At 60.7% G+C, this 19,454-nt stretch carries 23 protein-coding genes; 12 read left to right on the forward strand and 11 right to left on the reverse strand.

All coding sequences use genetic code 11. The features are described from left to right. Positions 1-129 precede the first annotated feature (129 nt). Entirely contained in the window at positions 130-1,095 is a 966-nt protein-coding gene (gene trxB / locus ACSAMW_RS18320) for a thioredoxin-disulfide reductase (protein WP_500591494.1), read from the forward strand. A 59-nt stretch (positions 1,096-1,154) separates the two neighbouring features. Here the strand turns inward: trxB and ACSAMW_RS18325 are convergent, their stop codons facing one another. The 3 genes from ACSAMW_RS18325 to ACSAMW_RS18335 all read right to left on the reverse strand — a co-directional run bounded on the left by ACSAMW_RS18325 (position 1,155) and on the right by ACSAMW_RS18335 (position 2,491). After that, positions 1,155-1,505: a HopJ type III effector protein gene (locus tag ACSAMW_RS18325; protein ID WP_500591495.1), complete on the reverse strand. Its 351-nt coding sequence runs from the start codon at positions 1,503-1,505 to the stop codon at positions 1,155-1,157. Next, entirely contained in the window at positions 1,498-1,794 is a 297-nt protein-coding gene (locus ACSAMW_RS18330; RefSeq protein WP_500591496.1) for a DUF1244 domain-containing protein, read from the reverse strand. Before ACSAMW_RS18330 ends, ACSAMW_RS18325 begins: the two co-directional genes overlap by 8 nt. Positions 1,795-1,915: 121 nt before the next feature. Next, complete coding sequence (locus tag ACSAMW_RS18335; RefSeq protein WP_500591497.1) at positions 1,916-2,491, reverse strand: antibiotic biosynthesis monooxygenase; 576 nt, start codon at positions 2,489-2,491, stop codon at positions 1,916-1,918. Positions 2,492-2,723: 232 nt separating this feature from the next. Here ACSAMW_RS18335 and ACSAMW_RS18340 point away from each other — a divergent pair, with 232 nt between their 5' ends. Further along, complete coding sequence (locus ACSAMW_RS18340) at positions 2,724-3,674, forward strand: MerR family transcriptional regulator (protein WP_500591498.1); 951 nt, start codon at positions 2,724-2,726, stop codon at positions 3,672-3,674. Here ACSAMW_RS18340 and ACSAMW_RS18345 read toward each other — a convergent pair. After that, positions 3,639-4,280 (reverse strand): hypothetical protein, encoded by a 642-nt coding sequence (locus ACSAMW_RS18345; RefSeq protein ID WP_500591499.1) that lies wholly within the window; start codon positions 4,278-4,280, stop codon positions 3,639-3,641. The genes ACSAMW_RS18340 and ACSAMW_RS18345 overlap by 36 nt on opposite strands. Positions 4,281-4,346: 66 nt before the next feature. Further along, complete coding sequence (locus ACSAMW_RS18350) at positions 4,347-4,802, reverse strand: PAS domain-containing protein (protein ID WP_500591500.1); 456 nt, start codon at positions 4,800-4,802, stop codon at positions 4,347-4,349. Positions 4,803-4,925: 123 nt separating this feature from the next. Here ACSAMW_RS18350 and ACSAMW_RS18355 point away from each other — a divergent pair, with 123 nt between their 5' ends. Next, positions 4,926-5,387 (forward strand): flavodoxin, encoded by a 462-nt coding sequence (locus ACSAMW_RS18355; protein ID WP_500591501.1) that lies wholly within the window; start codon positions 4,926-4,928, stop codon positions 5,385-5,387. 224 nt (positions 5,388-5,611) lie between these two features. Here the strand turns inward: ACSAMW_RS18355 and ACSAMW_RS18360 are convergent, their stop codons facing one another. Continuing rightward, on the reverse strand, positions 5,612-6,418 hold the full coding sequence (locus ACSAMW_RS18360; protein WP_500591502.1) for a SirB1 family protein: 807 nt from the start codon (positions 6,416-6,418) through the stop codon (positions 5,612-5,614). A 167-nt stretch (positions 6,419-6,585) separates the two neighbouring features. Here ACSAMW_RS18360 and ACSAMW_RS18365 point away from each other — a divergent pair, with 167 nt between their 5' ends. Continuing rightward, on the forward strand, positions 6,586-7,605 hold the full coding sequence (locus ACSAMW_RS18365) for a Glu/Leu/Phe/Val dehydrogenase family protein (RefSeq protein ID WP_500591503.1): 1,020 nt from the start codon (positions 6,586-6,588) through the stop codon (positions 7,603-7,605). 7 nt (positions 7,606-7,612) lie between these two features. On the opposite strand, the gene ACSAMW_RS18370 is transcribed toward ACSAMW_RS18365, so the two are convergent. Continuing rightward, positions 7,613-7,858, reverse strand: a complete 246-nt coding sequence (locus tag ACSAMW_RS18370; RefSeq protein WP_500591504.1) for a YebG family protein — start codon at positions 7,856-7,858, stop codon at positions 7,613-7,615. A 150-nt stretch (positions 7,859-8,008) separates the two neighbouring features. On the opposite strand from ACSAMW_RS18370, the gene ACSAMW_RS18375 reads away from it, so the two are divergent. Continuing rightward, positions 8,009-8,506, forward strand: a complete 498-nt coding sequence (locus ACSAMW_RS18375; protein ID WP_168082515.1) for a phosphate-starvation-inducible PsiE family protein — start codon at positions 8,009-8,011, stop codon at positions 8,504-8,506. A 1-nt stretch (position 8,507) separates the two neighbouring features. Here ACSAMW_RS18375 and ACSAMW_RS18380 read toward each other — a convergent pair whose 3' ends face one another. Next, positions 8,508-8,825, reverse strand: coding sequence for a DUF3509 domain-containing protein (locus ACSAMW_RS18380; protein WP_168082513.1), 318 nt, complete (start codon positions 8,823-8,825; stop codon positions 8,508-8,510). A 337-nt stretch (positions 8,826-9,162) separates the two neighbouring features. Between ACSAMW_RS18380 and ACSAMW_RS18385 the strand changes: the two genes are divergently transcribed. The 3 genes from ACSAMW_RS18385 to ACSAMW_RS18395 are packed head-to-tail and all read left to right on the forward strand — an operon-like array spanning position 9,163 to position 11,335. Next, positions 9,163-9,465 carry a DUF3649 domain-containing protein gene (locus ACSAMW_RS18385; protein ID WP_500591505.1) on the forward strand — a complete coding sequence of 101 codons (303 nt, stop codon included), beginning with the start codon at positions 9,163-9,165 and terminating at the stop codon, positions 9,463-9,465. After that, entirely contained in the window at positions 9,462-11,015 is a 1,554-nt protein-coding gene (locus ACSAMW_RS18390; protein WP_500591506.1) for a PepSY domain-containing protein, read from the forward strand. Before ACSAMW_RS18385 ends, ACSAMW_RS18390 begins: the two co-directional genes overlap by 4 nt. Next, positions 11,015-11,335, forward strand: coding sequence for a DUF3325 domain-containing protein (locus ACSAMW_RS18395; RefSeq protein ID WP_500591507.1), 321 nt, complete (start codon positions 11,015-11,017; stop codon positions 11,333-11,335). The genes ACSAMW_RS18390 and ACSAMW_RS18395 overlap by 1 nt, the downstream gene beginning before the upstream one ends. Here ACSAMW_RS18395 and ACSAMW_RS18400 read toward each other — a convergent pair. After that, positions 11,332-12,219 carry a helix-turn-helix domain-containing protein gene (locus ACSAMW_RS18400; protein WP_500591508.1) on the reverse strand — a complete coding sequence of 296 codons (888 nt, stop codon included), beginning with the start codon at positions 12,217-12,219 and terminating at the stop codon, positions 11,332-11,334. The genes ACSAMW_RS18395 and ACSAMW_RS18400 overlap by 4 nt on opposite strands. 139 nt (positions 12,220-12,358) lie before the next feature. On the opposite strand from ACSAMW_RS18400, the gene ACSAMW_RS18405 reads away from it, so the two are divergent. After that, on the forward strand, positions 12,359-13,264 hold the full coding sequence (locus tag ACSAMW_RS18405) for a DMT family transporter (RefSeq protein ID WP_500591509.1): 906 nt from the start codon (positions 12,359-12,361) through the stop codon (positions 13,262-13,264). On the opposite strand, the gene ACSAMW_RS18410 is transcribed toward ACSAMW_RS18405, so the two are convergent. Beyond that, positions 13,261-14,235 carry a 2-hydroxyacid dehydrogenase gene (locus ACSAMW_RS18410; RefSeq protein WP_500591510.1) on the reverse strand — a complete coding sequence of 325 codons (975 nt, stop codon included), beginning with the start codon at positions 14,233-14,235 and terminating at the stop codon, positions 13,261-13,263. The genes ACSAMW_RS18405 and ACSAMW_RS18410 overlap by 4 nt on opposite strands. 122 nt (positions 14,236-14,357) lie before the next feature. Next, positions 14,358-15,311, reverse strand: a complete 954-nt coding sequence (locus ACSAMW_RS18415) for a LysR family transcriptional regulator (RefSeq protein ID WP_500591511.1) — start codon at positions 15,309-15,311, stop codon at positions 14,358-14,360. Between the two features lie 245 nt (positions 15,312-15,556). On the opposite strand from ACSAMW_RS18415, the gene ACSAMW_RS18420 reads away from it, so the two are divergent. From ACSAMW_RS18420 to ACSAMW_RS18430, 3 genes are read left to right on the forward strand one after another with little or no spacing between them, the layout of a single operon-like run. Continuing rightward, on the forward strand, positions 15,557-17,089 hold the full coding sequence (locus ACSAMW_RS18420) for an efflux transporter outer membrane subunit (RefSeq protein WP_500591512.1): 1,533 nt from the start codon (positions 15,557-15,559) through the stop codon (positions 17,087-17,089). Continuing rightward, on the forward strand, positions 17,086-19,254 hold the full coding sequence (locus tag ACSAMW_RS18425; protein ID WP_500591513.1) for an FUSC family protein: 2,169 nt from the start codon (positions 17,086-17,088) through the stop codon (positions 19,252-19,254). Before ACSAMW_RS18420 ends, ACSAMW_RS18425 begins: the two co-directional genes overlap by 4 nt. Further along, positions 19,244-19,444, forward strand: a complete 201-nt coding sequence (locus ACSAMW_RS18430) for a DUF1656 domain-containing protein (protein ID WP_500591514.1) — start codon at positions 19,244-19,246, stop codon at positions 19,442-19,444. The genes ACSAMW_RS18425 and ACSAMW_RS18430 overlap by 11 nt, the downstream gene beginning before the upstream one ends. Positions 19,445-19,454 lie beyond the last annotated feature (10 nt).

Here is a 19,454-nt window from a genome sequence, read left to right on the forward strand (position 1 = left end):
GGTATTTCCCAAGTCGGCTGGTCCTCGTTAAGCTTCACGCACTTTCCTTTACAACCTTCCCTTTTTACTCAAGCCGGTTATACCGGCGCCACGACACGGCACATTTTGCCGGTCGACAGGAGTGTGTCCATGTCTGAGCTTCGTCATTCCCGAGTGATCATCCTGGGGTCCGGCCCTGCCGGCTATAGCGCTGCGGTGTACGCCGCACGCGCTAACCTCAAGCCGCTGTTGATCACTGGCATGCAAGCAGGCGGTCAGTTGACGACCACCACCGAGGTGGACAACTGGCCCGGTGACCCGCATGGTTTGACCGGCCCGGCGCTGATGGAGCGCATGCGCGAGCATGCCGAGCGGTTCGAGACCGAAATTGTGTTCGATCATATCAATGCAGTGGACCTGGCGGCCAAGCCGCTAACCCTGACCGGCGACAGCGGCACTTACACTTGCGATGCGTTGATCGTTGCTACCGGTGCCAGCGCGCGTTACCTGGGCCTGCCGTCAGAAGAAGCCTTCATGGGCAAGGGTGTGTCTGCCTGCGCGACCTGCGATGGTTTTTTCTACCGCAACCGTGACGTTGCGGTAGTGGGCGGAGGTAACACAGCGGTGGAAGAGGCCCTGTACTTGGCCAATATCGCGAAGAAAGTAACCCTGATTCACCGCCGCGAAACCTTCCGTGCAGAAAAGATCCTGATCGATAAGCTGCATGCCCGCGTTGCTGAAGGCAAGATCGAACTCAAGCTCAATGCGGTGCTTGAAGAGGTGCTGGGCGACACGATGGGCGTGACTGGCGCACGCTTGAAGAACAACGATGGTACTGCAGATGAATTGAGCGTGGACGGCGTGTTCATCGCCATCGGCCACACGCCGAACACCTCATTATTCGAGGGCCAGCTTCAGCTCAAGGACGGTTATCTGGTGGTCAAGGGCGGCCGTGAAGGCAATGCGACGGCGACCAACATCGATGGTGTGTTTGCGGCAGGCGATGTGGCGGATCACGTGTACCGCCAGGCCATTACCTCCGCAGGGGCGGGCTGTATGGCCGCACTGGACGCGGAGCGTTACCTGGACGGCCTGCAGAACGCGACCTTCGAATAAGGGTTGGCGTACGGCTGAGGGGCCTAGCGTAGCACGGGCCCCTCCCGCCAGGCCGTTGTTCAACGGTTGATGCTGTTTCGCACCAAAGGCGGCCCGTCAAACGTTACAGCGTTCAGGCCGCCTGCCATAAGCGCTCGGATATTGCCGTGGTCGCTGCCTGCTGGCGAGGCCAGCACGGCGCGGTAGTGTTCCCCGAACGCTTGTAGGGTTTCCAGGTCGCTGAACCCCTCCAACGCTGCCATTGCCAGCACCTTGCAGGACCCTTCGTTCTGGCCAGCGGCGTTATGTACAGGGCCATTGGTGAAGCCTTGCGGGCTATAGGTGTAGTGCTCAGCCACGAATGCCAGCGTGTCGGCAAACAGGTGCTCGCTCGTTTTCAGGCTGTTACGGAAGGCTATCAGGTCAGTCATTAGGCTTACCCTTGGCAAAGGCCGCCGCCTGCTCGGGGCTCGCCTCTTTCTGATAGCGCTGCTTCCATTCGTCGTAAGGCATGCCGTACACCGCTTCCCGTGCCGCGTCCAGGCTAAGGTCTACGCCCTGTTCGTCAGCGGCTGCCTTGTACCATTTCGACAGGCAATTGCGGCAGAAACCTGCCAGGTTCATCAGGTCGATGTTCTGCACATCGGTGCGCTTGCCAAAGTGTTCCACCAAGCGGCGGAAAGCAGCAGCTTCCAGCTCCAGGCGCTGTTGTTGAGTCATGAAAAGGCTCCTGCGGGAAATAGGCGGGGGATGATAAAAGGCTCGGCGCTTTTGAAGCAATCAGAGAAGGCCAGTGAGGCAATGTCTGCCATCATTGGGGCTCCTTCCTTGTGTGAAGGCGCTACCGTGTCTGCGCCGCCGCTTTCGACTCGGGGGCAGGGGCATTGAGCCAGGGCGCCAGCAACCGTGTAGACAATGGAATGAAGATAAACACCATCAGAGGGGTGAGGGCCAGCGTGCTGAGGAGAATACGTGGGGCAAGCGCCAGTTCGTTTAGCCATGGGCCAAACACGGCATTGAACAGCAGCGATACTGGAAAGAACGCCAGCCATATTGCAACGGCCTGCTTCCACCGCGGCGGGCGCGCCAGTTCGCCGCCTGTGGAAACGGCAGCAAACCAACCGTCCATGCCCTGCACCCGGTGCTCGGAGGGGTGAGCAAACAACCCGTTGCCCCGTGACAGCCAGGCCTGCCGAGACGCTGAAAACTCCCATGCATGCAGGGTAGTGGCGTCGGCGAAGCGGAAGATCATCTGGAATTCATCGTCGCCTTGGGGAGGGGCCAGAATGCCCGAACCCAGGTAACCTGGAAAGTCAGTGGCCAAGTGCTCACCTTCCTGTAGCCAAGCGATCAATTCCTGATAGCGCCCTTTGGCGGCTCGACGTGCAACTAGCATGGTGACAGGTGGCGTAGACATGGTTTATCTCCGAACGATAGCGACGCCTAGGGTAAAGGCAGCGCAGCCGTACCCCTGGGTGGTGGGGCACGGCGTTTCCTGCGACGATTATTCCTTATTCTATCGGCGGCGTCTGCGCGGGCTGACCAAAGTGGCTTCTGCACGGTCTAACATGACAAGGGAGGGGACCTAACTGGTTTGCAGACAGTTACAATCTTCGTATCAATACGTAGGTAGCACGGTTTTTCTCAACATGAGCGACAACGAACAGCACACAGCGGCCGACCGCGCTTACACCGAGAAAGAGCTGTTTCCCATTCGTGAGGTTGCGCGCTTGACCGGCGTGAACCCTGTAACCCTGCGCGCCTGGGAACGCCGATACGGGTTGATCCAGCCTACCCGCACAGAGAGCGGGCACCGCCTTTATTCCCTGACTGACGTTGCCGAAGTGCGCGCCATATTGGGCTGGCTGGAGCGCGGCGTGGCGGTGAGCAAGGTAGGCACCTTGATTGCACGTAACCCGGCGCCAGTTGATCCCTCTCCGATTGCTTACCACAAGGGTGACAGCGATTACCGCCACTGGCGAGACCGTATCATAGGCGCAGTGCAGGGCTTCAACGAGGCTACACTCGCTCGCCTGTACGGCGAGGTGTTTTCCACCTATCCAATGGCTACGGCGTTCAATGAGGTGTTTCTGCCCGTTTGGGAGAGGGCCCGGCTGCACCAGGATGTCTTTGGGCAAGCCAGCGAGTGGGCGTTTGTGGATGCCTTTCTAAGAGGGCAGGCCCTCAAGCGGCTTCAGTTTGCACAGCGGGAAACGGCCGAGCATCACGTTCTGCTCTGTGGCATACCTGGGCAGTACCATGAGCTGGAATTGTTGGTCGCAGCGCTGCTGCTTGGCGGTGAGCATGTGTGGGTACAACCTCTGGGCACCGGCCAACCGCTGGAAGAACTGGGGTTGGTGAGTGAGCGTGTCCAACCTCATGCCGTCATATTGTTTTCCAACCATGCCCCGGCTGCAGACGCAGGCCGCCGCTTCATGAAGCTAGGCTTAAACCTCAGTTGCCCTCTGCTGCTGGCAGGGGAGATGAGCGAACTGATTCACGACCAGCTGGTTCACTCGCCCATCGCTTGCCTGGGTGGAAACAGCCAACTGATGCAACGCCGCCTACTCCAGTACATCGCCGGGCACCTCGACACCTGAGGTACTGTGCAGGCCCGGGTGTGCCAGCCGATGCTGTTCGAGAATATAGTGGCGTAACCGCTCGGTTTCATGGGGCGCATGTGCGATCAGGCGATAGGCCATGAACCCGTCAGCAATCTGTCGCTCAAGGCTCCCGCGCAGCGCGATAGGGGTATAACCCTCAGGCGCGAACCAGAGCGAGAATACCTCGGGCGCCTCTGCGCCCGCGCGAACCTGCACGACCACCCCATTGACTGAAACCTCTACCACCTTCAGGTGGGTCAGCGTGCCGTTGCGGTCCTGCAAGGGCACCGGGCTGGGCAATGCCAAGCGCCAAGGGCGAACCATGGGGCCGTCTTCGTAGATAGTGGGCGCCCCCATCTTGATGTGCTGGGCATGAAATTCGTCTTCCACCAGTTGCAGTGGAAAACTGAGCTGCTGGTTCTCGTACTGCGCCTGTATGGTGACGTGCTCATGTGCCACCAGCCGTGTCAGCAATGCCTGCAATTGGCTGCCGCCATTGACCATCAGGCCCGCACTGACGTCGGCGCTGTCCAGTTGCAGGCTATGGTGCATGCTCTGGATAAAATCGATCTCATCCTGAGTCAGCAAAGTATCAGGTTGCATGTCGGAGCTCATTCAGCGTCGCATGGACAGGACAGTAGACAAAACCCACTCATTGCCGTTGTGCAGTCACCGTTTGGGTTTGGTCGCCTGTACGATTTCCTGACGCAAAAGCGCCAGCTCTTGTTCCAGTTGCATTATTCGTTCCTGCGCGACCACTTGGTCCGTGACATCTTTCTGGATACCGATGAAATAACGGCGGCCGTCACCTTCGTTGTCTACAGGTGCAATGGCCAGCTCGTTCCAGAACGGGGTGCCATCCTTTCGAAAATTCAGCATCACCTGCCGGCAAGGCAGCCCGTTGTCGATGGCCATGCGCAAGGCCTTGCGGGTTGCCTCGCTGGCTTGGCCGTTCTGTAGAAAACGGCAGTCCCGATAGAGAATGTCCTCGGATGCATAGCCGGTCATCCGCTCGAAGGCAGGGTTGACATAGATGAGAATGTTATCCGAGCCTTCTCGCTCCGCGATGACAATTCCGTCATTGGACGCATTGACGACCAGTTGCAACAGATTGGGGTTGATCATGAGCCCTCCGCCGGCCCACGTGACAAGGTGGCATTTTAACCCACCCTGAAGCGTTCTGGCTGTCCTAAGTTGAACAGCGTTCAGGCTGTTAGACTGCCTGCCTGTATCCATTGAGGCCCTGACATGAAAGTTGCCCTGTTTTCCGGTTCGGTCTACGGCGCCGCCGAAGAGGTCGCACACCACGCTGTAGCGCATCTTGAAGCGGCAGGCCATGCGTGCTACTACAACCCGAGAGAGGACTTGGCAGCGTTGCTGGCCGCAGAGCCAGAGGCATTGCTTGGCATCACCTCTACAACAGGCATGGGTGAACTGCCTGATAGCCTTATGCCGTTGTATGGCGAGCTTCGCGACCGGTTACCTGGCGCGCTGCGTGGCTTGCCGGGCGGAGTGATTGCCTTGGGCGATTCGAGCTATAGCGACAGCTACTGCGGGGGAGGGATGTTGATCGCAGAGCTGTTCGATGAGCTGGGTGTCCAACAGGTACAGCCTATGCTGCGCCTTGATGCCAGCGAAAGCGTAACGCCCGAGACTGATGCCATGCCTTGGCTGGAGAGGTTTGCCAAAGCGCTTGAGCAGCAGGCCTGAGCAAAAAAAGGCCGCTGCGCACACAGCGGCCAAGCAGGACGTTGGTTCAGGAGCTACCAAACAACGTCAGGGGTTTGTTGAACACCACGAAGACGACAAAGGCCATGAACGGCCCGTATCGATTGAACAATGTTCGACCTGCAGAAGGATACGGGGCGCTGCAGCGAGGGTAAATGAGAACGTCTGACATTCACCCTTGCAAGCGGTGTAATAATCCAGAGGCGTCAATGCAGCAGCGGTAAGGTTGAAGGCCATTGTTGCAGGCGTTCGGTCAGTTGCAACCGCTGCAAAGGGTCGTCGGTGAGCAACAGTGCGTGTTCGATATCGAACCGCTCGGCCTGTGGGCAATCCAGGCGCCTGTACAAGCTGGCCCTTGCCAGGTAATCCGCTGCAGTGCCGGGGCCAAGCGCCAATACACGCTCTGCATCGCTGAGCGCCGCCATATAGTCATCATGGCCACCATGCAAATGACGCAGGTTACGGGATAGCCGTTGCAGCATTTGGGACGGCGTCGCTATGGCAAAGTGTTCTGCCCGCAGCGCTTGCGAAGGGCCATACTGGCGTAACAGCAATTCACGGCAATCTTTCGGGTAAAGCCGCCGCCCGCCGCAAGGGTCTAGCCAATGGTCAGCGCTGGGCACCTGTAACAGAAAATGGCCGGGGAAATTCACGCCAGCCAGTGGGATGTCCAGCCGGCGCGCCAGCTCAAGAGCCAACAGGCCTAACGTCAGAGGCTGCCCTCGTTTTCTGGACAGCACCTTATGGAACAAAGCTGATTCAGGCCGTAGGGGGTGCTGTTCGTCCTGCACATACCCCAGTGCATTGAGCAGCCGAAGCAGAGGCTGGGCGAGCTCTCGCACTGGCAACGGGGGTAGCCGCGCGCTGATAGTGGCCGCCAGGTCCCTGACACACGCTAGCCATGGAGCAGGCTCGACGGTCGGGTCATGCTCAACTGCCACCCATAGCGCCGCCTCGAGTAGCGCCGGCGGCTGGCGGTTCAAGCACTCAAGGCAGGCCTGGCGTGGGTTCATGGCATAAGGCTCCGTTGGCCTGGCGCTGCAACCGCGTGGGCAGCGCTTGCAGGCTTATGCTCCTTGTAGCCCCGTAGTGACGTTTCGTCCAGTAATGGTGATACACCAGGCGCACCGCTGAGGCCCGCCTATACTTAGCCTGTCCCTGCCTAATCGGAAGCTGCCACATGCTCGCGCTGATGCAACGCACCCGCGTGCACACTGTTCACATGATGGTGGATGAAGCCAGCGGCCTGCGCGCAATCATTGCGATTCATGCAGGTCGCGCTCTGCCTGCCATCGGTGGATGTCGCTACCTAGCGTACCCCGATGATGACGCTGCCTTGAATGACGCCATCGCTTTGGCAGAAATCATGAGTTACAAAACCGCATTGGCGGGCTTGCCGTTCAACGGAGGCAAGGCCGTGATACTGCGGGGGCCTCACGTGCAAGATCGCGGCCGACTGTTCGAAGCCCTTGGGCGCTTTATCGATAGTTTGCAAGGGCGCTACATTGCAGCAGTGGACAGTGGCACCACGCCCATGGACATGGACTGCGTGGCACACGCCACCTGCCATGTCACCAGTACCACCCAGGCCGGAGACCCATCAGCCAATACGGCCCTGGGCGTTTTCGAAGGTATTCGCAGTACCGCCATGGCGCGCCTTGGCAGCGATAACCTGGAAGGGTTAAGGGTGGCCATCCAGGGCCTGGGGCAAGTGGGCTACAGCCTGGGAGAACATTTGCACGCAGCCGGGGCTGAACTGCTGGTAAGCGACACTGACCCTGCCCGGGTGCAATTGGCAGTCGAACGGCTCAATGCGCGGCCCATTGTCAGCGACAGTTTGCCTACCACCCCCTGCGATATTTTTGCACCTTGTGCCTATGGCGGCATACTCGACCCAAAGACCGTGGCACAACTGCGCTGTGCAGCAGTAGCAGGCTCTGCCAATGCACAGCTCACTGGCCTGGACGCCGCCGATCAATTGGAAAGCCGAGGCATTCTTTACGCACCTGACTATGTCATCAATGCAGGCGGATTGATCCAGGTAGCGCTCCAGTACCAAGGCATAGGCATCCAAGGTATTGCCGAACACCTGGGTGGAATCGGCAGGCGCCTGACCGATATTTTCGCTCATGCGCAGGCCACGCACCATTCGCCAGCGCGAATAGCTCAAGCCATGGCCGAGCGAATGATACTGGCGTAGCTGCGCCTTACTTCAGGTCCGCCAGCGCTTCGACATTGCTCTTGAATGCTGCCCCGAACACTGAGCGGTTCCGCGCAAGGAAAATGCCGATTTCCTCAGCCTGGTTTTCACTCAAACCAGTGATGTTCTTCTCCAGAACCTGGCCAACCATTTCGGCCAGTTCCAGCATTTGATCGTGAGCGTCTGCGAGTTTCCGATCCAAGAATAGGGTCTCCGGGTCACGAGTACTTCGGTACAGGACTTCAACAGCCATGAGGGCCTCTCAAGCGCGAGTGTATGCGTAAGCTGGTTATTTATACAGTGTCATGACCGCGCAGGCAAGCCCGTGGCCTTGATTCTGCATGAAGGTTCTGGTGTAACGATGCCTGGGCATGTCGCCCAGTAACCTTGTAAGGATAGGGCAGTGAAGAGCAATTGGGCCGACACGTTGCGAGAGCGGGTTCACGGGTGCGCAGAATCCATGGGGAACCTGCTCGTGGAGGGGTTTCATTACCTGTCGCTATTCGCCATCGGCGGCGTGACGGCCTGGGCTGCCGTGCTGGCATTCCTGGAGATGCTGGAGAAAGGATCGATCACGGTAGACGACATTCTATTGCTGTTCATCTACCTGGAGCTGGGCGCCATGGTGGGGATCTATTTCAAGACCAACCACATGCCCGTCCGTTTCCTGATCTACGTGGCCATTACAGCGCTCACACGGCTGCTGATTTCGGACGTGTCACACCATGCGCCGCCTGGGCTGGGCGTGGTGTACCTGTCCGGTGCCATTCTGCTGCTGGCCTTTGCCATTCTTGTGGTGCGCTACGCGTCGTCTCGCTACCCTTCAATCAAGATCGAAGGTCCGCAGCGCAAGCGCGCAGGCAAGGTCGAGGTAGTGGAGCTGGAAAAAGGGGAGACCTGAGTCAGAGCACCGACGCAGGTGCCTGCCATTTTCCGCCAGCGGCCGGAGGGGGCAACCCCTTGTGGCTGTCTGTCATGGCTGCCAGCATGGCGATCGCACTGTCCCCGCGTTCGATGGCAATCCCGAACTTGATGCTCTCGATCAGGCGCTGCAAGCGCTTGGGGTCGTTACGCTGCGCGATGCTGATCATGCGCTTGGCAACCATGCCCTGTTCGTTGGACAGGGTCAGCATGATGGTTCCATCCAGCCCCTGGATACTCAGGTTCACCCGGTAGTCGGGCTGGAAAGCGTCACTGATGATCTGAAAAGGGTTATCCATGTTTCACCTACAGGTCGAGACTGCACCTATGGACTGGGGCGGCCAGTGATAGTTCTCGTGATCCTGACCGTCGGTTCAACACCGCGATCAGCCTGGACAGCTTGAGAAGCAAGCCATCGATTCAGGCATTGCAAGGCTTGTGCCGCATTCTCCAAAACCCATTGGATCGCGCTTTGGCGGGCAGGGTTGTGCCATTTCCAGTGCTTTTTCGTGCTTAGAGGCCTGAACAGTGCAAGCGCGGAATTGCCCCAACACAGTGCACATGCAGTTTCTTTGCGTATGAGAATGTTTATCAATAGAATTGCTACCTTCCCGCTTTGCGGTTGATGGCTGCCCTATGAAAAAGCCGTTGCACATTTCCACCCGCTATCGGCTGGGTGTCGCCTCTCGATGCCTGGCTGCGGGTTTGGGAGGGTATGCATTGGCGTCGGCGGCAGGCAGCTTCATCGCCTTTCTGATGCCCGGAACGCTAGCGCACATGGCAATCGGCGGCATGATGGTCGGGTTTATCGTGTATGTGCTGGCAGTTATCTGGGCGTTTGCCTGCGCCAGTGCGCTTAGGGCTTGGCTCGGCATCGGTGGTACTGCATTGGCCCTGGCCCTGGCCGACCTTGGGCTTTACCGGATGGCTACCCTATGAGAGAAGGTTTTCGTCAAGCGATGGCCTGGCTGCATACGTGGCTGGGGTTGTGCTTCGGCTGGCTGCTCTTTGCTATCTTCTTCACGGGTACGCTCAGCTACTTCAAGGAAGAGCTGTCCCATTGGGCCCAGCCTGAAGTACCCGTACGAGCAGTGGATATTCGCACAGCACTTGGAAATGCCCAGGCTTACCTGGCGCAACAGGCAGCCCAGGCCGATACCTGGTACATCATGCCGCCCACGTCGCGGCAAGCCGCCCTTGAGGTGATGTGGCAGGCGCCACCAGGCGCCGGGAGCCGGTTTATCAGCAAACCGCTGGACCCAGCCAGTGGGGCCTTGGTAGCGGCAAGAGACAGCAAGGGCGGCGACTTCTTCTACCGTTTCCACTATGAGCTGGAGCTGAACTACCCATTTGGTCGATGGCTGGCGAGCGCCGCAGCCTTGGTCATGTTGATTGCATTGGTCAGCGGCATCATTACTCACAAGAAAATCTTCAAGGAATTCTTTACCTTCCGCCCAGGCAAGGGGCAACGCTCTTGGCTGGATGGCCATAACGCCGTAGCCGTACTGGCGCTGCCGTTTCACGTGATGATCACGTACAGCGGGTTGGTGATCTTCATGGCCATGCTGCTGCCCGCCACGCTGATGACCGTTTACAAAGGCGAGCCTGCCGGCTTCTACCAGGCCCTGTTCCCCAACGCATTTCCTGCGCCCGCCAAGGGCGAACCCGGCACTTTGGTGGCCTTGCCTGACCTGTACGATCAAGCACAGCGCCAATGGCCTGGCGCACGCTTCAGCAGGGTGGAAGTTCAGCACCCCGGTGACCAAGGCGCACGGGTCGTGTTTTATCGTCATGGAGGCGATCGCGTGGCGTACCTGCCGGGGGCTAGCCTGGCGTTTGACGGTGTGACCGGGCAACTGATTGAAAGCGCCATCCCTGGGGACGGCGCCATGCTGGTGGCGGGTGGGTTCTACGGCCTTCACATGGGGCAATTCGCAGGGCCTGTGGAGCGCTGGCTGTACTTTGTGTTCGGCCTGAGCGGTACAGCCATGGTGGGCACCGGGCTGGTGCTATGGCTGACCAAGCGCCAGCTTAAACATGCCCGCGAGGCCAGGCCCCCTTTTGGGCTGCGGTTGGTCGCCACGCTGAACCTGGCAGGCATGGCCGGCCTGCTGCTGGCGGTGGCCGGTTTCCTGACCGCCAACCGGTTGCTGCCCGTTCACATGGTAGGGCGCGCAGAGTGGGAGGTGCGTGCCTTCTTTCTGACCTGGCTGGTGTCACTGTTGTACGCCGCCTGGCGCCCTACGCGGCAGGGCTGGGTACACCAGTTGAGCGTAGCCGCGGTGCTGTATGCCGTACTGCCCCTGCTCGGTATGGTCACTACCGCCCGCGGCCTACCTCAGGCAATCGCTGTGCAGGATTGGGCCATCGCCGGTGTGGACCTCACCCTCCTGGGCGCGGCCTGCGTGCTGGCCTGGCTTGCGCGCAAGGTAGCGGTGAAGAGCGCGACGCGCGTTGCACCGGCACGGGTCGCGCGGGTGGCCCCCTGATGCTAGTTGCCGCGCTGTTGTGCTATGCCGGCTTCGGGTGCCTGTGCCTGGCCATGGAACGGCATCACCAAGACGTGCTTGGTCGAAAACCAGAGCGTCTGTTGCAGGTGGCGCTGCGAGTGGCGGCAGCCCTGCTGTGGCTTGTAGCGCTTGCGCAGGTTATGTGGGCTGCCGGGTGGGCCATAGGGTTGGCACAGGGTGTCGGGTTGGCAATGGCCAGCGCAGGTATGCTGGTAGGGCTGCTGTCGTACTGGCCCAGGCTTGCACTGGGGTTGGCGGCGTTGGCGATTCCCGGTGCGCTGGTAGCCGGTTTGGCCTAGGGCATCGCCTGTTGAACGCCTAATGCTGCCCGATACGCTGCAGGCGTGGCGCCCATGGCCTGACGGAACCGGCTGCTGAAGTGGCTGGGGCTGGCAAACCCACAGGCCAGCGCAATCTCGCCCAAGGGTTGCTGCCGGTCTGCCAAAAGTCTACGGGCACTACTCAGCCGTCGGGCCAGCACGTACCGGTGAGGCGGCACGCCTAGGCTCAGGCGGAACATGCGCGCAAAGTGAAACGGCGACAGGTGGCACACGGCAGCCAGCTCACCCAAGCTTAAAGGTGCAGCCAGGTGGCTTTCTATATAGTCCAGCACATGGCGGCGCTGGGCCGGTGCCAACCCTCCCTTTACCTGCGGTGCAGCCTTGGGCGCCACTTGGCGAAGCAGCGCCTGGTTCAGCAGTTCATGGGCCAGGCTGCTGGTCAACAAACGCTCGGCGGGTTCATGCCAGTTCAGCCCTATCAGCCGGCTAAAGTGGCCCGCCTGCTCCGGGTCGTCCACATAGGTCTTTTCCTGTAGGGCCAATGCACGAGGCTCGCGGTCGAAGAGCGCGATGCAGCTCAGTGCAAACTGCTCTTCGCTGAAATACAAGTGTGCCAGGCGAATGGGGCCATTGATGACCCAGGCCGAATCATGCCCGGCGGGCAGTACACAGAGTTTGCCCGGCGCGCCATTGAGCCCGGGTTGGCCCCGCCGATGGGTGCCGGTCCCGCCTGCCATGTAGCACGAGAGCGTGTGATGGGCGGGGGCCTGGTAATGGCGAGCATCATTGCGGTTGTTCCACACCGCCGCCGCCAGGCCATCGCCTAGGGCGGCCTGTTGTTCGAGGCGCGCGTGGGGAGACTGTCTCAAGGCTTCGAAAACATCGAGTGCGTGGGCGTTCATCCGGTCTTCCTCCTGGAATACGCACATCCTACCCTCAACCGGCGTGCTTTCCGGCTGCGCTTGAAACAAAAGCGCAGGAATCTGAAAGCGCCGTCTGGGTTCTGCGCACACAGTGGCGGCCTAAAGCCTGGAGGTTGCCATGACGGTTATGCTTTATCTGTTGACAGTAGTGATATGGGGCACCACTTGGATTGCCTTGAAACTGCAACTGGGCGAGGTGGCGATTGCGGCGTCCATCCTCTACCGCTTTGCGCTGGCCGCGGGGGTGCTGTTCATTATCCTGCTGGCCAGCCGCCGGTTGCAGCCGATGGGTCGAAAGAGCCATGGCTTGGCGGTCGCTCAAGGGTTATGCCTGTTTAGCCTGAACTTCGTCTGTTTTCTTCACGCTAGCGAACACATCGCCAGTGGCCTGGTTGCGGTGGTGTTCTCGACGTCCACGGTATGGAACGCCCTCAATGCCCGGCTATGGTTTGGCCAGCGTATACGTCCACAGGTCATGGCCGGTGGCGCCATGGGCCTGCTGGGGTTGGCGTTGCTGTTCTGGCCGGAGCTGTCGCGCCAGCGCGCTGGGGCCGATACGATGCTGGGTGTAGGCCTGGCCCTGCTGGGTACCTTGTGTTTCTCGGCGGGTAACCTGCTCTCCAGCCTGCACCAGAGAAGGGGCATTCGGCCGGCCACCAGCAATGCCTGGGGCATGGGGTACGGTGCTGCCATGTTGGCGGCCTGGTGTGTAGTAAGCGGCACGCCCCTGGGATTCAGCACCTCGCCTGTTTATGTCGGCGCGCTGCTGTACCTAGCCATTCCTGGGTCGGTGATCGCTTTCACTGCGTACCTTACGCTGGTGGGCCGCCTGGGCGCAGAGCGGGCGGCCTATTGCACCGTGCTATTTCCCTTGGTCGCACTGAATGTTTCTGCTGGTTACGAGGGCTATGTATGGAGTGCTCCCGCGCTGTTCGGGCTAGTGCTGGTGCTGGGTGGGAACGTGCTGGTGTTTCGCAAGGGAAGGGCGGCCACACCTGCCGCCCCTTCCTTGAAAGCCGCCTAGCCCTTGAAGGTTTCCGGGTTTACCAGGTCGGTGGGCCGTTGGCCCTTGAGTGCAGCGGTCAGGTTGCTCATGGCCCGTTCCGCCATAGCTGCGCGGGTTTCCCCCGTCGCCGAGCCGATGTGCGGAAGGGTCACGGCGTTCTTGAGCGAGAACAGTGGGGACTCGGCCAGCGGCTCGTGGGTGTACACGTCCAGCCCGGCGCCACGGAGGGTCCCATTCTGCAGCGCTTCGATCAGCGCCGGTTCATCCACGATCGGCCCACGGGCGATGTTGATCAGGAAGGCGGAGGGCTTCATCAGCCCTAGCTCGCGATGGCTGATAAGGTGCCGGGTCTTGTCACTCAAGGGCACCACCAGTACCACGAAGTCTGCCTTGGCCAGCAGGTCGTCTAGCGTACAGAACGTGGCGCCCAGCTCGGCTTCCAACGCTGGCTTGCGGCTATTGCCGCTGTACAGCACCGGCATGTTGAAACCCAGACGGCCACGGCGGGCGATCGCTGCGCCGATGTTGCCCAGGCCAACGATGCCCAGGGTCTTGCCGTTCACGTCGCTGCCGAACAGGTCGGGGCCGACGCTGGCTTTCCAGTGGCCGGCCTTGGTCCAGGCATCCAGCTCGGCCGTACGCCGTGCGCTGGCCATGATCAGCGAAAACCCCAGGTCAGCCGTACTTTCGGTCAGTACGTCCGGGGTGTTGGTCAGTTGGATGCCACGCTGGGTCAGGTAGGCCACATCGTAGTTGTCGTAACCTACCGACACGCTGGAAATGACCTCAAGGTTCGTAGCGGCCTTTAGTTGTGCCTCCCCCAGCGCCCGCCCCGCGCCGATCAGGCCGTGTGCGGTTGGCAGGGCCTCGTTGAACTGCGCCGCCACATCGCCTTGCTTGGGGTTGGGCACAATCACATCGAAGTCCTTTTCCAGGCGTTCGACCATGTCGGGGCTGATGCGGCTGAACGCAAGTACAGTCTTTCTCATCGGGCGCAATTCCATTTCGGGGGAGGGAACAAGCTACAAGCTTCAAGCGGCAAGCGGCAAGCGGCAAGCTAAAAGCAGTACGCGGCGCTCTTGCTTGCAGCTTGCAGCTCCTAACTTGTCGCTCAAAGCTTGCTGCTCAAAGCCAGTTCATGGCTGCGCAAATCGGCATCCTGTGCCGCGAGGATATCGGGCAGCGAGCCACGCAGGTATTCGACCCAGGTTTTGATCTTGGCATCCAGGTATTGGCGGGACGGGTAGATGGCGTACAGGTTCAGCTCCTGCAAACGGTACTCAGGCATCATCCGTACCAGGGTGCCGTTACGCAGGCCTTCAATGGCGGCGTAAATGGGTAACACACCCACGCCCATGCCGCTGGAGATCGCGGTTTTCATGGCGTCGGCCGAATTCACCTGAAAAGGCGCATTGGTGATATTGAGCATTTCCTGGCCTTCAGGCCCGTCGAAGAACCAGCGTTCCAGCTGCACCACAGGGCTCACCAGGCGCAAGCAGGCATGGTTGCGTAGCTCACTGGGCTTGCGCGCCATTCCATGGGCTTTTACGTAATCGGGCGAGGCACAGACAATGCTGTAGGTGATACCAAGGCGTTGGGACACAAAGCCCGAGTCGGGCAGCTCGCTCGCCAGCACGATGGACACGTCATAGCCTTCGTCCAGCAGGTCGGGCACACGGTTGGCCAGAGTCAGGTCGAAGGTGACATCGGGGTGAATCTTGCGGTAGCGAGCGATAGCATCGATTACGAAGTGCTGCCCGATCCCCGTCATCGTATGCACTTTCAATTGCCCGGCAGGCCGTGCATGGGCATCACTGGCTTCTGCTTCGGCTTCCTCCACAAAGGCCAGGATCTGCTCGCAGCGCAGCAGGTAGCGCTTGCCCGCCTCGGTGAGCGCAATGCGTCGCGTGGTGCGATTAAGCAGCCGGGTTTGCAAGTGCGCTTCCAGGTTGGAGATGGCACGTGAAATGTTGGCAGTGGTGGTGTCTAGCTGCACGGCAGCGGCAGTGAAGCTGCCCGCTTCGGCCACGCAGGTAAACGCACGCATGTTTTGCAGGGTGTCCATGGCTCGCTCTCTGAATACACCGGCAAATTGTCTCATGAAGTTACACAGTCGCCATCATTCTCCCGCCGAGTCGCTTGAGTTCATCTACTTTGCTGGGCAAGCCTTATGCATGGGAGGTGCGCTGGAGATTGTCTTCTTTCCTGTAATAAAGAATCACCACAAATCACGCTTATCGACCCGGTGGCAGCCCCCTAGAATGGCCGTGCCAGCCCCCCCGTTACCTTCACTCTTCGGAACCCGCCGCTGTGTTGCGTCGCTTCTCCCGTGCGCTCAAAGCGCTCAGTGCCTGTGCCTTTTATTTCTGTTTAAGCGGCTGTATCGGGACCGGTGGTATCACGCCCACCGCAGCCCTGCCGGCGCCTGACGGGTTGACGACCGATCAGGCCATCCAGGCTGCATCGGAACAAGCCCAATGGCCGAGTGAAACGTGGTGGCGGGCGTACAAGGACCCGCAACTGGACCATTGGGTAGGCTTGGCCGTAGCAGGCAGCCCCAGCCTGGCTATTGCTGCGGCCCGGCTGCGTCAGGCACGCAGTGCTGCCGGCCTTGCTCAGGCACGGGAAACCCCTCAACTGAGTGCAGAGGGCACCTTGCACCGGCGTAATTGGCCCACTGACGGTTTCTATGGCCCGGGTGACCTGGCCAACCAGACCACTTGGGACAACAACGCCGGGCTCAGCCTGAGTTATGACCTGGACCTGTGGCACCGTGATCAGAACGCCAGCGAACGTGCCCTGGACCTAGCCCACGTGGCAGCGGCTGAAATGCGTCAGGCGCAGTTGGTGCTGACCCAGGACGTGGTGCGTGTGTACATCGCCCTGGCGCTGAGCTACGCCCAGCAAGACATTCTGAAAGCTACCCTGGCGCAGCAGTCGCAGGTGTTGGACCTGGCCAACAAGCGGCTTACGGCGGGTATCGGTACTCAACTGGAGGTCAGCCAGGCCCAGACCCTGCTGCCCGAGACCCATCGCCAGCTGGATGACATAGAGGAACAGATTGCCCAAGCCCGCAACCAACTGGCGGCACTGGCAGGCAAGGGGCCAGGGGAGGGCGCTACCATCAAGCGCCCGCAACTGCAATTGGCGGCCGACCCCGGCCTGCCCAGCCATCTGCCGGCACAACTCTTGGGGCAGCGCCCCGATGTGGTCGCCAGCCGCTGGCAGGTGGCGGCCCAGGCCCGCGGTATCGAGGTAGCCCACGCCGGGTTCTACCCCAATGTGGACCTTACGGCCAGCCTTAGCTACATGGCGACCAGTGGCGGGATGCTGGAATTTCTGACAGGGCACAAGCTTGGATACAGCGCAGGCCCGGCGTTCAGCCTGCCGCTGTTCGATGGCGGCCGTCTGCGTAGCGGGCTGGGTGAGGCGGCGGCAGGCTACGACCTGGCCGTGGCCCGCTACCGGCAGGTGCTGGCCGATGCTTTGAAAGAGGTCTCCGACCAACTGATACGCGGTCAATCCCTGGCCCATCAGGCGGCCTTCGCCCAAGAGTCCGTGGCCAGCGCTCAACAGGCCTATGACTTGGCCAAGGTGGGCTGGCAGCGCGGGCTCACGGGTTACCTGGACGTACTGCAAGCGCAGACAGCGCTGTTGCGACAGCGCACTATCGAGGAGCACGTACAGGCCTCACGCCTCGCGGCCCAGGCAGGGCTGATAACCGCGCTGGGGGGTGGCTTGGGCGCGGGCGTCGATGCGCCGGCCAATGGTAGCCTGGCTGCTCCGCCAACACCGCCGGCCCTAAGCCTGATGAACACCCTGCAGGGTGTAGGGCAGCCATGAGCACTCAGGCGATGCACCTTGGCCACCGCTTGCACCGAGGCTGGCGTGAATGGCTCCGTAGCGACGGCGTAACCTGGGTATTTATCTTCAAGGTATTGCTGGCGGCCTTTCTCACACTGTGGCTGGCCATGCGGCTGGAGCTCCCCCAGCCGCGCACGGCCATGATTACCGTTTTTATCGTGATGCAGCCCCAGAGCGGCCCTGTGTTTGCCAAAAGCTTCTACCGGCTGCTGGGCACCTTGGCAGGCGCCGTAGTCACGGTGGCCTTGATCGCACTGTTCCCTCAAAACACTGAGCTGTTTCTGCCTAGCCTGGCCTTGTGGGTAGGGTTGTGTTCGGCAGGCGCCGTGCGCCAGCGCAATTTCCGTGGCTATGGTTTTGTGCTCTCCGGCTACACGGCCGCCATGATCGGCCTGCCGGTGTTGGCCCATCCTGAAGGGGCTCTCTTTGCTGCACTGTGGCGGGTATTGGAAATTGCGTTGGGGTTGTTGATTGCAACTGCCGTCAGCGCCGCCGTATTGCCCCAGTCTGCCAGTGCTGCGATGCGCAACGCCCTGTATCAACGGTTTGGTGTGTTCGCGGCCTTCGTGGTGAGGGGCGTGCGGGGGGAGGGCGACGAGGCTGGTTTTGAAAACAGCAATGTGCGCTTTTTGACTGAAGCCGTAGGCCTGGAGGGGCTACGCAGCGCCACGGCCTTTGAAGACCCCCATATGCGCCAGCGCACCGGCCGGTTGAGCCGGCTCAATAGTGAGTTCATGGCCTTGACGACGCGCTTCAATGCCTTCCATCAATTGCTGGCACGCCTGAGTTCCAGTAGCCCAGTGCGTGCAGCCATAGCGCCGGAACTGGCGCGCTTTACGGCTACCCTGGAGCCGTTTGCAGGGCACCCACTGACTATGGAGGATGCTTCACGGTTGGCCAAGGCCCTTGAGGATTACCGCGACGCCTTTACCGAGCAGGTACGTGCACTGCGCGCCAGCTTCCTCCAGATCCAGCCCACGGACAGTGACCTGCTGGACTTCCACACCGCGTTCGAGCTGCTGTTCCGCTTTGCTGAAAGCCTGCATAGCTATGCACTCACCCACGCCTCGCTGGCCTCGCACCGCCACGCGCGCGAGCAGTGGGACCAGCCCTACACCACCCATACCTCTTGGCTGGCGTCACTGGCCTCTGGTGTACGCGGTATGGTGGTACTGGTGGGGTTGGGCAGCTACTGGCTGGTCACTGCCTGGCCCAGTGGCGGCACCCTTACGCTGGTCGCGGCAGCCACTATCGGGCTGTCAGCGGCCACGCCCAACCCCAGGCGCATGTCGTTCCAGATGGCCTGCGGCACGCTGCTTGGGGCTGTCGCAGGGTTTGTGGAGCAGTTCTTCGTCTATCCACAGATCGACGGCTTTCCTCTGCTGTGCTTTGTTCTAGCGCCCGTTTTTGCGTTTGGTGCCTTTCTGGCATCGCGCCCGCCGTTGGCCGGCTATGGCTTGGGCCTGCTGATTTTCTTCTCCATCGGCTCGGTGCCCGACAACCTCACGGTGTACAACCCTTATGGCTTTATCAACGACTACATTGCCATGGTGGTGGGCATGCTGATCTGCGCAGCCGCGGGGGCGATCATCCTGCCACCTAACGCCGGCTGGATGTGGCGCCGGCTACAGGCCGAACTGCGCCGCCTGATGGTGTTTGCGGTCAGTGGCGAGTCCCGCCGGTTGGCCAGCAGCTTTGAAAGCCGTGCCCGAGACATTGTGCACCAGGCCTATGGCTTGGCCTCGGCACAACCCAGGGTGCAGCGCGACCTGATGCGCTGGATGCTGCTGGTGCTGGAGGTGGGCCACGCCGTGATCGAGATCCGCCTTGAGCAGGACGCGTTATTCGTTCACCCCGCCTACGCCCTGGACCAGCCATGGCGTCAAGCCATTCGCGCCATGGGCCGGGCGTTGATCCGGTTGTTTATCCAGCCTGTGGCGGCAAACCGAGAGCGGGCATTGCAGGCCGTGGACCATGCCATTCACAGTGTGCGTGAAGCCGACGAACCCTTTGCCCGCCATTTCGATACGTCTGTGCTCAGGCGCGTACAAAGCTACCTGCACTTTATCCGCAGCAGCCTGCTGAACCCCCGCTCACCCCTGGCCGAGTTGCCAGCGCTGCCAGGAGCTGCCCATGCCACGTGAAATTGCGTTCCACGGGGTGTACATGCCCGTGCTGACCGTGCTGTTACTGGTTGCCATCGGCCTCGCCTGGGTAGTGGACCGGCTATTGGCCAGCCTGGATGTGTACCGCTTTTTCTGGCACCCGGCCCTGCTGCGCCTGAGCCTGTTCTTCTGCATTTTTGGCGCGCTGGCGCTGACTGTCTACCGGTGAGATCAACCTG

Source organism: Pseudomonas sp. AB39(2026), from assembly GCF_059831485.1.